14 protein-coding genes are annotated in these 14,837 nt (G+C 46.6%); 7 read left to right on the forward strand and 7 right to left on the reverse strand.

Going from position 1 to position 14,837, the window contains the following annotated elements:
- Positions 1-23 precede the first annotated feature (23 nt).
- Complete coding sequence (mqnB, locus tag HQ865_RS23210) at positions 24-716, reverse strand: futalosine hydrolase (protein WP_173417196.1); 693 nt, start codon at positions 714-716, stop codon at positions 24-26.
- Between the two features lie 76 nt (positions 717-792).
- Between mqnB and HQ865_RS23215 the strand changes: the two genes are divergently transcribed.
- The 5 genes from HQ865_RS23215 to HQ865_RS23235 all read left to right on the forward strand — a co-directional run bounded on the left by HQ865_RS23215 (position 793) and on the right by HQ865_RS23235 (position 7,619).
- Positions 793-1,209 carry a 6-pyruvoyl trahydropterin synthase family protein gene (locus HQ865_RS23215; protein ID WP_173417898.1) on the forward strand — a complete coding sequence of 139 codons (417 nt, stop codon included), beginning with the start codon at positions 793-795 and terminating at the stop codon, positions 1,207-1,209.
- 6 nt (positions 1,210-1,215) lie between these two features.
- On the forward strand, positions 1,216-1,857 hold the full coding sequence (gene folE / locus HQ865_RS23220; RefSeq protein WP_173417197.1) for a GTP cyclohydrolase I FolE: 642 nt from the start codon (positions 1,216-1,218) through the stop codon (positions 1,855-1,857).
- A gap of 105 nt (positions 1,858-1,962) precedes the next feature.
- Positions 1,963-2,862, forward strand: a complete 900-nt coding sequence (gene fabD, locus HQ865_RS23225; protein ID WP_173417198.1) for an ACP S-malonyltransferase — start codon at positions 1,963-1,965, stop codon at positions 2,860-2,862.
- A gap of 94 nt (positions 2,863-2,956) precedes the next feature.
- A complete protein-coding gene (locus HQ865_RS23230) occupies positions 2,957-6,685 on the forward strand; it encodes a sensor histidine kinase (RefSeq protein ID WP_173417199.1) in 3,729 nt (1,242 codons plus the stop codon).
- A gap of 55 nt (positions 6,686-6,740) precedes the next feature.
- Positions 6,741-7,619, forward strand: coding sequence for an alpha/beta fold hydrolase (locus HQ865_RS23235; RefSeq protein WP_173417200.1), 879 nt, complete (start codon positions 6,741-6,743; stop codon positions 7,617-7,619).
- Positions 7,620-7,741: 122 nt separating this feature from the next.
- Here HQ865_RS23235 and HQ865_RS23240 read toward each other — a convergent pair whose 3' ends face one another.
- Complete coding sequence (locus tag HQ865_RS23240; RefSeq protein WP_173417201.1) at positions 7,742-8,098, reverse strand: winged helix-turn-helix transcriptional regulator; 357 nt, start codon at positions 8,096-8,098, stop codon at positions 7,742-7,744.
- A 111-nt stretch (positions 8,099-8,209) separates the two neighbouring features.
- Here HQ865_RS23240 and HQ865_RS23245 point away from each other — a divergent pair, with 111 nt between their 5' ends.
- Both HQ865_RS23245 and HQ865_RS23250 read left to right on the forward strand, forming a co-directional pair.
- A complete protein-coding gene (locus tag HQ865_RS23245) occupies positions 8,210-8,812 on the forward strand; it encodes an FMN-dependent NADH-azoreductase (protein WP_173417202.1) in 603 nt (200 codons plus the stop codon).
- Positions 8,813-9,012: 200 nt separating this feature from the next.
- The gene (locus HQ865_RS23250) at positions 9,013-9,798 is read left to right on the forward strand and encodes a hypothetical protein (protein WP_173417203.1); all 786 of its coding nucleotides are present in this window, start codon (positions 9,013-9,015) and stop codon (positions 9,796-9,798) included.
- An 83-nt stretch (positions 9,799-9,881) separates the two neighbouring features.
- On the opposite strand, the gene HQ865_RS23255 is transcribed toward HQ865_RS23250, so the two are convergent.
- The 5 genes from HQ865_RS23255 to HQ865_RS23275 form a co-directional block, all read right to left on the reverse strand.
- Positions 9,882-11,261, reverse strand: a complete 1,380-nt coding sequence (locus HQ865_RS23255) for a sialate O-acetylesterase (RefSeq protein ID WP_173417204.1) — start codon at positions 11,259-11,261, stop codon at positions 9,882-9,884.
- Between the two features lie 398 nt (positions 11,262-11,659).
- Positions 11,660-12,730: a PA0069 family radical SAM protein gene (locus HQ865_RS23260; protein ID WP_173417205.1), complete on the reverse strand. Its 1,071-nt coding sequence runs from the start codon at positions 12,728-12,730 to the stop codon at positions 11,660-11,662.
- A 29-nt stretch (positions 12,731-12,759) separates the two neighbouring features.
- Positions 12,760-13,395, reverse strand: coding sequence for a response regulator transcription factor (locus HQ865_RS23265; protein WP_173417206.1), 636 nt, complete (start codon positions 13,393-13,395; stop codon positions 12,760-12,762).
- A complete protein-coding gene (locus HQ865_RS23270; protein WP_173417207.1) occupies positions 13,367-14,194 on the reverse strand; it encodes a sensor histidine kinase in 828 nt (275 codons plus the stop codon). The genes HQ865_RS23265 and HQ865_RS23270 overlap by 29 nt, the downstream gene beginning before the upstream one ends.
- Positions 14,155-14,817, reverse strand: a complete 663-nt coding sequence (locus HQ865_RS23275; protein ID WP_173417208.1) for a hypothetical protein — start codon at positions 14,815-14,817, stop codon at positions 14,155-14,157. The genes HQ865_RS23270 and HQ865_RS23275 overlap by 40 nt, the downstream gene beginning before the upstream one ends.
- Between the last annotated feature and the right edge of the window lie 20 nt (positions 14,818-14,837).

The following is a 14,837-nucleotide window of genomic DNA, read 5'->3' on the forward strand; positions in this document are numbered from 1 at the left end:
GGTAAGCCACCTTTGGATCGGTATTATTTTATGGTGGCCAGCCTTTGCAAAAGCGCATCGGCAAATGTATTGAGATTTTTAATGGCCAAACCTATCTGCCAGCTGTCGCGGTTACGCTTTTCTACATAATTTGACACTGCCCTGATCTGCAGACAAGGCACACCCGCTTTACGGCAGGCATAAAAAAAGGCCGCGCCCTCCATGCTTTCTACCTGCGGGTTCAGGCGGCTGGTTACCTTGCGGATGGCTTGCTCGTTGCCGTGCACGGTATTTACGGTAATGCCGGTTGTTTGTTTTAATAACAGGTCGGCGCCATCAATTGCATTATGATTAAATATGCCCGAGAGGGTAGTGCTGGCCGTAAAAACACTCTCGCCAAACCCAAGCTGATCGATAGGTAAAAAATCCTCGTCATCCTCTGCGCCCAGTTCGGCCAGCATATCGGTGGTTACTTCCACTACTTCGCCAAGGTTAAGGCTGCGGGCAAAACTGCCGGCAATGCCCAGGTTAATGGCCAGGTCGTACTGGTTTTGTGCCAAATGCCTGCCCAGCGAAAAGGCGGTAGCTACCATACCCACGCCGGTAGTTAAAAGTCGTAAGTCCTGGGTTTGAAGTTCTAAGCCTGTTTCCTGGCTTGAGACTTCTGGCTTGAGGCTTGAGGCTGAAAACAAAGGTGCTATCTCGCCTTGGGTGGCTGCAACTATCAGTATCTTCATGGTAAAAATTGTATGCTAATATAAAAACAATAGTGCTGTTTTTGTTTTAGTATATTTGCAGCCAATTATTGCTATGATGATATACATGACGCGCAAAGAACACTTCAACGCCGCACACCGGATGTACCGCGATGAATGGAGCGCCGAAAAAAACGCTGAAGTATTTGGCAAATGCGCCAATCCCAACTGGCACGGGCATAACTATAACCTGTTTGTAACCGTAAAAGGCAACATTAGTTACGAAACCGGCTACCTGATAGACCTGAAAGAATTAAAGGTAATTATCAACACCAACGTAATTGAAAAGCTGGATCATAAGAATATAAACCTTGATGTGCCTTTTATGAAAGGCAAAATGGCATCGACAGAGATACTTTGCATCGAGATATTTAACCAGTTGAAAGGCCCTATCGAGGCTCATGAGGGTGTTTTTTTGCACTCGATCAAACTTTACGAAACCGAGAACAACAGCGCCGAATATTTTGGCGGATAAACCATTATGACCGTTACACCTTACATGCCCGATGACGAGGATGATGAAATGAACGGCTATCTGAAGATAGATCGTTACAATCCCGAAATGATAGCAAAGCTGTCGGCACATTACGAAGACATTTTAGCGCAGATAGGCGAGGACCCTAAACGTGAAGGCCTGCTGAAAACGCCCGAGCGTATTGCCAAGGCCATGCTGTTCCTTACCCAGGGGTACGATCTGGATGCCAAGCAGATACTGGGTTCGGCCCTGTTTAAGGAAGAATACAGCCAAATGGTAGTGGTAAAGGATATTGAAGTTTACTCGATGTGCGAGCACCATATGCTGCCATTTTTTGGGAAGGCGCATATTGCTTACATCCCTAATGGGCATGTGGTGGGCCTGAGCAAGATTCCGCGTGTGGTGGATGTTTATGCCCGTCGCCTGCAAGTACAGGAACGCCTGACCAACGAGATCCGCGATTGCATACAGGAAACCCTGCAGCCGGTAGGCGTTGGCGTGGTAATGGAATGCCGCCACCTGTGCATGTGCATGCGCGGCGTACAAAAACAAAACTCGGTAACCACCACATCGGCATTTACCGGTGGCTTTTTGCAGGAAAAAACAAGGGCTGAATTTCTTAACCTAATTTCGAGTAAATTAAGTTGATTAGGTGAGCGGTTGATTAGGTGAGTAGTTCTGTTTGCAACTATTCACTTAATCCAACACAATAAACTAAATCAACTACTCACTTAATCAACCAATTTAACTAAAATGAAAGCATACATTTTCCCGGGACAAGGCGCACAGTTTGTGGGCATGGGCAAGGATATTTATCAACAAAATGAAGAAGCAAAAGCCTTATTTGAGCAGGCTAACGATATACTGGGTTTCCGCATTACCGATGTAATGTTTGAAGGTACAGACGAAGAACTAAAGGAAACCAAAGTTACCCAGCCGGCTATCTTTTTGCATTCGGTAATTTTAGCTAAGGCTTTGGGTGCCGATTTTCAACCAGAGATGGTTGCCGGTCATTCGCTGGGCGAGTTTTCTGCACTGGTATCAGCCGGGGCATTGAACTTTGAGGACGGTCTGCGCCTGGTGGCTGCCCGCGCCAACGCTATGCAAAAAGCCTGCGAATTGCAGCCATCAACCATGGCGGCAATTTTAGGTTTGGATGATTTTACGGTGGAAGATATTTGCCATCGCGTAAGCGATGTGGTAGTTCCGGCCAACTATAATTGCCCGGGTCAGTTGGTAATATCTGGCAGCATTGCCGGTGTTGATAAGGCTTGCGAATTATTGCTGGAAGCAGGCGCTAAGCGCGCGCTGAAACTTAATGTGGGTGGCGCGTTCCACTCGCCGTTGATGGAATCGGCCAGGGTAGAGTTAGCCGCAGCTATCGAGGCTACCGAAATAAAAGCCCCGGTTTGCCCTATTTACCAAAATATCGACGCTAAACCGTACACCGATCCGGCGAAGATCAAGGAAAACCTGATCGCGCAATTAACAGGCCCGGTGCGCTGGACACAAACCGTATTGCACATGCTGCAGGATGGCGCCACCTCATTTACCGAAGTTGGGCCGGGCAATGTGCTGCAGGGCCTGGTTAAAAAAGCCGACCGCAGCGTAGCCACCTCAAGCGCCACGCTGCCCCAAACAGACGCCGAATAAAAAATAAATTAAAAAGCCGCAAACTAAAGCGGCTTTTGTTTTTTATGATAAATTTATATCCGGTAATATATACCGGTTCGTTATCGGCTTTCTTTTGAGTACATCTGCAAAAATACGTTTCCTGCTGGCCATTGTATGCGCCGCGTTCCTGCTAACAGCTATCGTTGTTAAACATACCTTTACGCCCCGCTTTAACCTTGATCAAACGGCAGGCGTGCTGCAAACTAACCTCAACAATAAAGAGGCGTATATCAACAAATTCCTTAAGTCGGCCGATGGTATGAAGCGGCTGAAGCGATTGGATACAGGCAATCAATCACAAACACTTGCCTTTATACAGGATTTTACCACCGATAACCACATATGGGTTTGTACCTACGTTAACAGGCACCTCACGTTTTGGTCGGGCGTAAAAACACTGCCGTCAGACCCTGGTCAATTTCATGAGGGTATTAATTTCTCACGCCTCGATAATGGCTATTATCATGTGGTTAAAAAAACCGATGGCAACTTTGTAGCCCTGTTTTTAACACCTGTAAAAACTATTTATTATTATCAAAACCGATACCTGCACGATGCTATTGATAAAGGCTTGCTCACGGATGATAACTTAGATATTGCCGATGTAACCGACAGGCAGGTGTATCCTGTCAAATCGCTTAATAAAGCTTACCTGTTTTCGGTAAAGTTGAAGCCGGGGCAAATCAACCATCGTTTTTATTATTTAGAAGTGATCTTTTGGTTACTGGGCTTCCTTTCGCTATGCACGCTGATACATAATACCTGCAACTATGTAGCAGGTAAAGGCCGCCCGTTTTTATCATTTGCTGTTTTGGGTGTTTTTATTGTGCTGTTACGGTACATCAATATTGCCTATACCTGGCCCGGTTTAGGATCGTTCGAGTTATTTAGCCCCACGCTGTACGCGTCAAATATTGTTTTTCCGTCTCTTGGCGATTTTTGCATCAACCTGCTGTCGGCCTGCTGGTTTTTTGCTTTTGTATATCATCACAGGCATAAAATAGTGCGTAAACCGGTGGGCAGGGCTGCCGCGTATGCCATTGTTGTTATTTGCAGCGCGGGCATTATGCTGCTTGCTACTGCGCTTTTAATTCTTTATTACGGCCTGGTCATCAATTCGCATATCAATTTTGATGTTACCAACGTATTTAATTTATCCGGATACAGCCTGTTAGGTGTGCTGATGCTGTGCTTCACCTTTTTATTGTTCTATTTGCTTAATGATACGCTACTGATCGTTACCCGGCGCCTGCCCGTCCCTGCCGCGCATAAACTGTGGATATTTATTGGCTTTGTGTTGCTGGCAACCCTTATTACCGTTATTTTAAAGGATGCCAGCATGTTTTACCTATTGGTAGGTTTATTCACTGTTTTGCGCGGGCGCGATATCTGGTATACCGATGGCAAACTGAACGCTACATCGTTTTTAAGCCTGGTGGCTATATGCGCGCTGATCTCGGCTGTTAAACTATACCATTTCCAGGATATCAAGGATTTTAGCATGCGCCAAAGCCTGGCCCAGAAACTGGAAACTGCCGACGATGCTATAGCCGATTCAACTTTCCACCGTATAGAACACGATATACTTACCGCAAAGGTTACTACCGATTATTTTCATGGGCGCGATCGTAACGATGAATACCTGAAAAATAAACTGCAAAAAAATTACTTCGATGGCTACTTGAGTAAATACGAAGTAAAGGTGTATGCATTTGATGGTAACGGCGAACCCATAACCAGCGACAAAGGCTACCTGCTGGGCAATTTTAAAGATCAGGTTGCTTACACCTCGGTAAAAAAGGTGTCCGATTTCTTTTATCACGATAACACCTTCGGGTCGCAATCGTATTTTGCCATGCTGCCGGTAAGCGGCGATGATCCTGCATCGTCGGGCACGCTGGTGATACAGCTTGTAGCCAAGCCATTACTTGCCGGCAGTACCTTCCCCGATCTGCTGGTAAATGGCGAAAGAAAATCGGACGAAGCGTTTAAAGATCATTCTTATGCTTTCTACAGCGACAATGTCCTTTTGAACCAAAGCGGAAAAGTAAATTATCCGCGTCAGAATAATGTGCTGAAAGGCACTTTACGGAAATTTGTGATCCAAAAAACCCGTGTGGAACATGTATGGTACAAGCCCATGGCGGTTATTAACCACATGATCTACCAGGCCAGCGAGCGAAATATGATCGTTGTAAGCCGCGAGGAAGACCCCATAGCACAGGGTGTTACTTCGCTTACTTTCTTTTTTGTCACGCTTTTGAGCTTTAGCGGCGTGGTTGTTTTTGCCAGCTGGCTGTGGACACGTATCCGCATCTTCAACATCAAAAACCAGCAAATAAAATGGGGCTTCCGTATCAATATGGATAAAATATTGTACCGCAGCCGCATTCAATTCTCGGTGGTGTTCACTGTGGTATTTACCTTATTGCTGATCGGTGGCATCACGTTTTCATCCATCAGCACGCAGTATAAAGATCAGCAGAACGATATCATCCGCGAGAAGATCAATCGTATTGGCGCGGTGTTTGAAAAAGGTTTGCAGCAGGGCGATTTTACCAGTACCCCGGCCGGGCAGGTAAAATTTAACGATTTTGCCAGTACCTATCGAGCCGATCTTACCTTATACAATAAGCTGGGTATCCCGTTATTGACCACCCAGCCTAAGATATACGATCATAACCTGCTGGCCCGACGCATGAACCGCCGCGCTTATATCGCCATGAACAAGTTGCAGCAATCCATCTTTCTTAACGATGAAAAAATAGGCGACCTGAGCTACAAAGCTGCCTATATACCTATCACCAACTCGTTTAACGTTACAACCGCTTATTTGCAACTGCCCTATTTTAGCAACGAAAGCGAATATAACGACCGTAAAGGCGCCCTGCTGAATGCCATGATCAATATCTACGCGCTGGTATTTATCGCCATTGGTTTGTTTGCCATTGTTATTGCAAGGCAAATCACCGCGCCGTTAACCTTTATACAGCAAAGCCTGAGTAAAACTATTTACGGCCAAAAGAACGAGCTGATCGTTTGGGATCGCGACGACGAGATTGGCGCGCTGGTGACTGAATACAACAAAATGATAGCCCAACTGGAGAATAGCGCCCAGCGACTGGCCCAGTCTGAAAGGGAGACCGCCTGGCGTGAAATGGCCAAGCAGGTAGCGCACGAGATAAAGAACCCGCTTACCCCGCTAAAACTTGGTTTGCAACTGTTAGATAAGGCCTGGAAAGATAAAGACCCCAAATTCGATCAGAAGTTTGAGCGCTTCAGCAAATCGTTTGTGGAGCAGATAGAAAGCCTGTCGTCCATCGCGTCGGAGTTTTCGGCCTTTGCCAAAATGCCCGATACCAAGCTGGAACAGTTTAACGTGTTTGATATTATTAACCAGGCGGTTATCATTTTTAAGCAGATGGATAACGTAACTATCGACATGGAACCGGGAGAAGCCTTCCTGATCCGTGCCGACCGCGATCAGTTGCTGCGCTGCTTTAACAACCTGCTTAAAAATGCCATTGAAGCGATACCCGATGGACGGCTCGGGGTTATCCGGATCAGCCATAAATTTAATGCAGGCCATGTGCTGATCATGGTGGGCGATAATGGCAATGGTATCCCCGAAAACCTGCGCGAGAAGATCTTCGCGCCAAACTTCACTACCAAAAGTTCGGGAACGGGTTTAGGCCTGGCCTTTGTGAAAAACTCGATAGAGAACGCGGGTGGCAAGATCTGGTTTGAAACGGAGAGGGGTAAGGGAACTACGTTTTATTTGAATTTGCCGAAAGCGGTATAACCGTCTTTAAAAATCGAACTAAAGCACTTTAATAAATAAACCATAAAACATCGCCATGAGGTCAATAGCTTATCTATGCATTATCCTGTCAGCAGGTCTGGCAAGTGCCTGTTCAAATAATCAGCAGCAGGGGCAGCAAAGCAGTAGTCCCGCTAAAATAGCCATCCACAATAACAGCGTAAATATTGCCTATACCGATACCGGCAAGAACGATACCACCCTGCTGTTTGTGCACGGCTGGGCCATTAACAAAGGCTACTGGGCCAACCAAATTAAATATTTCGGCAAGCGTTACCGGGTAGTGGCGATGGATCTGGCAGGGTTTGGCAATTCGGGCAAAAACCGGGATAAGTGGGATGTTTACGCGTTCGCCTCGGATGTAGATTCTGTTATCAAAGAACTGGATCTGAAAAAAGTGATCCTGATCGGCCATTCCATGTCGGGCGATATCGTATTGCAATCGGCCATCGACAATAAAGACCGCGTGATTGGCCTGGTTGGTATCGATAACTTTAAAAATCCCGGGTACCAGTTAACCGAAAAGGATAAAAAAGAGTACGAAGCCGCCATGGCCCAAATGAAGCAACATTTTGTAAAAACCGCTACCGATTATTTTAACCAGGCACTTTTTTATAAAACCACCACGCAGGCTGTTCGCAATAGAGTATTAAATGATGTGGCCCATGCCGATTCGGTTATCGCGATAGCATCCATGGCTAACACGGTTAATTTTGATGAACTCCCCAAATTGAAGCAGGCTGGTAAAAAACTGTATGTTATCGGCAGCGATGTTACCCCGGTTGATACCACCCATATGGTTGCAGAAAAGATACCTTTCAAAATTTATAACATCCACGCTACCGGGCATTACCCTATGATAGAAAAGCCTGATGATTTTAATTTGCTGCTGGATAAGGTGATACAACAGCTTTAAAAATTTCAACTTGTCATTTCAAACCCTTGCTTCGCTATCACCCTCCCGCTGTTAGTCGACATGACAAGTGGTTAAAGATGTGTTCGCAGGATAGCCCGACGCAACCTCATGGTCTAATTTACCTACCGCTCCTGCCGTATCTTATCGCGGTGGGTGGCGCCCCAGGTAGATAGCGCCGTCAGTACATCGCCGAGGGTATCGGCGTAGGGGGTAATATGGTATTCAACCACTACCGGGGTACCGGTATGTACCTCGCGCCTCACAAAGCCGTTCAGTTCCAATTCGCGTAATTCTGCCGATAATACCTTGGGCGATATGCCGTCGATAGCGCGCTGGATCTCGTTAAAGCGCTTGTGCCCCTCGCGCAGGGAAACGATGACCCGCAGCTTCCATTTGCCGCCAATTACGTAAAGCGCATCGCCTATGGAGGTGAGATGCCGCTTGCATTGTACCTCGTCTACCGGAGCGGTGATATCCATAACTATTTGATAATTAAATTACTATACAAAAAGTAAGTACTAACCTTTTGTATAGTGCTTACTTTTTGTAAGTAAATGTACATAGCTTTGGCCAATAAAACATAAAAACAAATGAAAAAGCTATTGCATATCATCTCCAGCCCCCGCGGCGAAGCATCGTTCAGTATTAAGCTGGGTAATGCCATTATCGAAAAACTGAAGCAGCAGTATCCCGGTAGCACCGTTAAGGAGGTTAACCTGGTGAACCTGCACTTTCCGCACCTGGAAGAGGCGCATATCAACTCGTTCTTTACCCCGGCCGAGAGCCGCAGTCCTGAATTACTGGAAGCCGTACGCCATTCGGACGATGCCATTGCCGATATACAGGAGGCCGATGTGATCGTTATCGGCGCGCCGATGTATAACTTCAATATCCACTCATCGTTAAAGGCCTGGTTAGATCATATTATCCGCTCGGGCGTAACCTTTAAGTATGATGCCAATGGCCCGCAAGGATTGGTTAATGGCAAAAAGGTTTACATTGCCGAGGCTATGGGCGGCATCTACTCAGATGGCCCGATGAAGGATTGGGATTTTATTACCCCATACCTTAAAGCAGTACTGCCATTTATCGGCCTGTCCGATGTTTCAGTTTTCCGTGTTGAGGGAACCGCGATACCGGGTGTGCAGGATACCGCGCTTGAAAAGGGCTTAAGCAGTATTCATCTAAATTAAGCAGGTAAAAAGCGCTTCGTCATTCTGAAGCGATAGCGAAGAATCCCAAACTGTGCAGGTCTTCTGCTTTGCTAATCGGGGATTCTTCGCTCGCGCTTCCAGAATGACGGGGTGTTGTAAAGCATCCATCCAAAATTTAGAACCGTCTCCATTTGCTAATTAGGGTTTAAGAATTATCTTTAACCAACCTAATTTATCAAATGAAAACCCTGATCATCCCCTCAATTTTACTGGTACTTTTTTGCACCTCCTGCTCTAAGCATTATTACGCCCCGGCATTGTATAATCATGATGTTTCCTATCAACCCAAACCAACCTCGTTCGATAAGGTTAAAAGTGCCACTTACGTTTCGTTGGGCGGCGGGTTTAACCAGGCCGTAGATGATAACAACAGCATATCATTTGCCGAGTTCAATTTATCAGAGGGGCATGTTTTTGACCACGCGAACCTCTCGTACGGCGCGTTTGGATTTGCAGGTGCTATAGATAACGCCAATCACGAAAACGAAAAGAGCGACCCGCTAAGCTTCGCTTCTAAAAGCTTCGCGGGTGTTGGCGGTCGCGCGTCAATAAACATGTTCAACGTAATTGATAATGTAAACTTCAGGTACTTCGGCATCGAAGCTAATTACAGCAAGGAGTTTGGCGATTTTGCCGCTTACCGCCGCGCGGTACAAGGCTTGCCCGATTATCATGTGAGCACCCGCACCGAAATGTTTACCCTCGGCGCCACCAGCGAGGTGATATGGCATGCCCGGAACGCGGTGGAAAATCAATACGCGCTCCGACTATTTTTAGGTAAAAGCCTTGGCAGTTACAGCGAACTGAAATCGACCAACAGTAGCGATTTTAAGCTGCCCGAATTCCCGGTATATCTTACCGTAAGCTACTTTATGCAGATAAAACAACTATGGGGCGCCGCCGAACTAACCCGTACTGATATCGCGGTGCCGGGATTGAGGATCAGATTTGGGTACAAGTTCTGATTTGCTTCGCGTCATTGAGTCATTACGCTACACTGTCATTTATCCGATGTATCCCAATGACTAATGACAGCGTAGCGAAATGACTAATGATCATCCGTCCTGAACGGGGATGCTGGCAAGCCTTCCTGATTGTATAAGTTGCCTGTTGGCCTGTCGGCCCAGGCGTAGCGTACCTGTGTGGGGTTTGATATTTCGGCGCTGCTTACTTCAACCTGCTTCCCGTTGATCACCGCATCAGCCAATACCCATTTATTATCGGCACCGGCAATAACAAAACCTTTCAGCGGGCCGTCCTTGGCCAGCAGACCACTGCCAATATGATCGAACTTCAGGATCATCTTGTTGCCTTTTATTGCTGCCGATTTAAACATCGGCCCTGAATATTCCAGCCCTTTTTGGCCGTAAAGCAATGCCTTTGCCGGTAATGACAGGCGATAACCAGCCTCGGGTTTTTGTGGATAATGCCACCCGCCCGAGCGTAGATCGAAATTAACGGTCATGGCCATATTAGGTAAGCTAAGCGCCTGCCGTTGCCCCTCGCGCACCATTGGGATAAAGGCGGCGGTATCTAAGGGGATAGGCTTATTGGGCCTTTCGCTGGAAAGCTGGCCGTAGTAAAACGGGAAATCGCCCTGGCCCCAGGCTTTGCGCCAGCCGTTTATCAGCATTTTGAATTGCACGCCGTATCGCGGGGTCATCACGGTATCGTAGGTGTTTTGTTCGCCCTGTATCCAAACGGTGCCTTTTATGCCATAGCCCACAACGGGAGCCACATATTTATTAAAGTTGCTGCCGGCGGCTATGTTTTTGGTGGTGCGCATGCCTGGGTCGGCGGCTACGGTTTCCTGGTCAAACCAGGTCTCTATCAGGGTGCCGCCAACTGCGGTTACCATCAGCCCAACTGCGCAATCTACTGATTTTAAGATCTCCTTGCCAAAAAAGAAACCCGTTGCCGAGCAGCCCCCCGCCGTAGCCGGACTGATCACCTGCCAGTTAGCGGTACTGTTGCGTGGCGGTCGCATATTCATATAACGCATCAGCGGCAGATTGGCGTTTTTAATGGTATCAGCAAAGCGGTCTTTAAACTGGCTGGTATTGTTTAGCGTAAGGTCCATGTTAGATTGGCCTGCGCATTGCCAAACCTCACCCACGTAAACATCGGTAAGGGTAATGGTATTGCTGCCGGCAATAGTCATCTCCAGCGGACCGGCTGCTTTCATTGGACTTAACACTATGCGCCATTTACCATCGGTACCGGCTTTGGTAGTTTTAGTTTGCCCGTTAAAAGTTATGGTTACTTGCTCGCCGGCACCGGCAGTGCCCCAAACAGGGCAGGGCATTTTGCGTTGCAGCACCATATGATCGCTAAAGGGTGGGGCGATGATAATGGCAGCTTGTGCTACGCTAAAACCCAACAATAAAAACACAATGGCAACGCCACGGGCAATGGGGATAGTTTTCATAAAAAAGGATAATTGGTTGTGATCCAGTTTAAATATCACATTAAATAAAAATTGTAGTATCCTGTGCTATCCTGAAAAGCGGGTATGGTCACAGAGGTTTTACAAAAGGTGTAGCTATATAAACCGCTTAAGTTTTTAAAATATGCCGTCATTCTGGAGCGATATAATCCCGGTGGCCTCTAATGGTTTTTATGACATGCCGATGAAAGCCCCCTCTAAATCTCCCCCAAAGGGGGAGACTTTGGAACCCTCTCCGCTGGAGAGGGCAGGGTGAGGCTTCAGCGGAAAAACAAACATGTCATGGGTAGCGATAGCGAAGACTCTCCGTTATGTGAGTAGACTACATAGTTTGGGATTCTTCGCTATCACTCAGAATGACGATCTGGTTTATAAGAGAATTAAAACAAACTCGTTTGCCGCCCATTTTTGGGGATGAACAGCGTGTGATCCATCGCCGGCATTTCGCGGCCTTGCATAAAACGGTTGCAGGCCATGCGGAAAAGCTGGTGGATAGACCGGGCTACTTGTCCTTCACCGCTCATGCGGCGGCCGTATTCGCTATCGTTCAGTGATCCATCATGGCAGGCGCGAATCATGTTCAGCACCTTTTCGGCACGATCAGGGAACGCTTTGTGGATCCAGTCGGTAAATATTTCGGCAATACTGCCGTTCAGGCGTACAATGGTGAAGCCGGCCCCGCGCGCGCCACGGTCGGCTGCGGCTTTTATAATAGCTGGTACCTCGTTGCTGTTTAAGCCGGGGATGATGGGGGCAGCCATTACCCTTACGGGGATGCCACGTTCCGATAGTTTTTGTATCACGTTCAACCGGCCGCTGGCAGTAACGGTGCGCGGTTCCAGTTTTTGGCGCAGTTGCTCGTTTAACGAATTGAGGGATACGTTTACGCTAACCAAATTCATAGATGCCAGTTCGGCCAGGATATCGATATCGCGAAGGATCAAATTATTCTTGGTAATGAAGGCTACGGGATTGCGATAGCGCAGAAACAATTCGAGCATGCGGCGGGTAATTTCCAGTTTGCGTTCTATTGGCTGATAACAATCGGTATTGCCCGATAGCAGGATGGTTACCGGTTTGTAATTCTTTTTATTAAAATATTCTTCCAGCAGTTCGGGTGCGTTGCGTTTAACGATGATCTTGCGTTCGAAATCCAGCCCGGCACTGAAGCCATAATATTCGTGGCTATTGCGGGCATAACAGTAGATGCAACCATGCTCGCAACCCTGGTAGGGGTTAATGGAGTGCATATTGCCCAGGTCGGGGCTATTGCTTTCGCTGACGATCTTTTTCGGGGTTTCCTCGTAGATCTGTGTGGCCGAATTTTCCAGTAAAGGTTCATCAATCCCCTCTATATGGTCCTGCACATATTTACGCTGTAAAAACTTGTTGTGGGTATTAACCTGCGCACCCCTGCCCTTAAAAAACTCCGGATTATCCTCATGTGCCATAGCACAAATTTGCTAATTTATTTAGCAAATTACAATTCTATCAATTTATTTTTTATGGCATAAAGTACCAGGCCAACACGGCTTTTTATCTGTAGTTTCTCAAAAAGCTGGTCGCGGTAACCATCAACCGTGCGCGCGCTGATGCACATGGTGTCGGCTATTTCTTTGTAGGTCAATTCGGTAGCGGCAAGCTTTAAAAACTCCAGTTCGCGGCTGTTTAGTTTGATCAGTTCGGGCTTATGGTTAAAGCTGTTGATGATGTGGCGGGTAACAAACTCGGGGTAATAAACTTCTCCCTGCGATACCTTTTGCAGCGCCTGCTCAAACTCGTGTGGTTCGGCATCTTTTAGCAGGTAACCTTTTACGCCCATCTTCACCATTTCCAGCACCTTTTCGGCATCGCCAAACATGCTAAGGATGATAATATGGATATCCGGGTAGTTTTTGCGCAGCCAGCGGGCGGTTTCGGTACCATCCATTATTGGCATGTTGATATCCAATAAGATAATATCAGGCTTAACTTTTGGGGTAAGCTTGTTGGTTAGTTCTTCGCCATTGCCGGCTTCAAACAAAACCTGGTAGCCTTTAAATTCGCTGATAAGCGACGCGATGCCGCTGCGAAAAAGGCGATGATCGTCAACCAGCGCTATTTGGATGGGTGCCATCTATATTTAGTTGTTTAAATGGATCGAGTTTAACTTTAATTATACAGCCTTGCCCCGGCGCTGTTTCAAGCGTTGCTACGGCACCGATCAGGGCCGCACGGCTTTCCATATTCTTTAATCCGGCACCGTTTTTTGTGTTGGCCGTATCGGTGGTAAAGCCAATTCCGTCATCGGCAAGCGTCAAATTAAACGATTCTTCGTCATATATCAAACTAATGCTAAAATTACGCGCGTGGGCATATTTCAGCGCGTTATTCAACGCTTCCTGGAAAATGCGGAACAATACCAGTTCGCGTTGCTCACCCAGGCTGTATTGATCGCCGCTTACCTGCAAATTTATTTTGATCAACCCGCTTTTGTTAACGCGGTCTATCTCCAAATTCATCGATCGCACCAGGCCAAACTGGCTGATCTGTTGAAAACTCAAACTCTTGGAAAGGTTGCGCAGATCGGTAATTACCTGGGCCAGCAGGTCGCGGCTCTCGTCTATCTTTCGCTGTTTTTTATCCTCGGCCATACTGGCGGTAGTGCCCAGGTTAAGTTTAACAAACGAAAGCACCTGCCCGATGTTATCGTGCAGTTCCTGGCTGATATAATTGAGGGTTTGCTCCTGCACTTCTATCTGGGTGGTTAGTATCTCCTGGCTGAAGACAGCCTTCATATGTTCCTGCTCGGTAATATGTATGGTGCGTTTTTTTTGATAAAAGAATAGAAAGCTGATGATGAAAATACCCAGCAACAATAGCATAATGGTGCCTGCTATAATGATGAGGACATAGTCTTGATCGGCCTGAAACATAGAAACGCAATTATTAAGCAAGAATATAAAATAATGTTGGCCACTCCGCTAACAACATGAAAAATTTCCCTGAATAATAATGGCCGGCTATACGCTAAATTAAACGAAGCGAAAAACAAAAATTCGGATAAGAAAAAGAACAGCAGGCCGGTGTTGACCCAAAAATCGGGCTTGTGCAGCAGGGCCGTTTCCTTATCAAACTCACCCATCAGCAAATAAAAGAAGCGGCATACCATAATGATCAGCACGCCGTACTGTATCACAATAGCGATGGAGCACAACCGCATAATGCCCTGTATAAAGCAAATATCTATCAGCGTAAAAGTGAATACGCAAAGCGTAATAAAGGTGAAGCGTTTTTTCTCCTTCTTTTCGCGATAAGCACTAATAATAAAGAAGCTGTAGAACAGGTATTCGAACGCGATCTCGATATTTACCGCCCATAAATTTGATTTATTGGGGCCTATGCCAAAAAGCTTGTTAGACGACCCATACTCATACAATAAGATAATGGCCAGGTAAGGCAAAAAAAGCTTGTAGCGGGTAAGGTTGAATCTCTTGTACGAGAAAAGGCAAATAAAAAAAGCGGCTACTTCTAAAACTAAATTAATTATTCTGGCCATACGAAATGTAAATGCCGGTT

It is taken from the genome of Mucilaginibacter mali, assembly GCF_013283875.1.
GTDB classification, from domain to species: Bacteria; Bacteroidota; Bacteroidia; order Sphingobacteriales; family Sphingobacteriaceae; genus Mucilaginibacter; species Mucilaginibacter mali.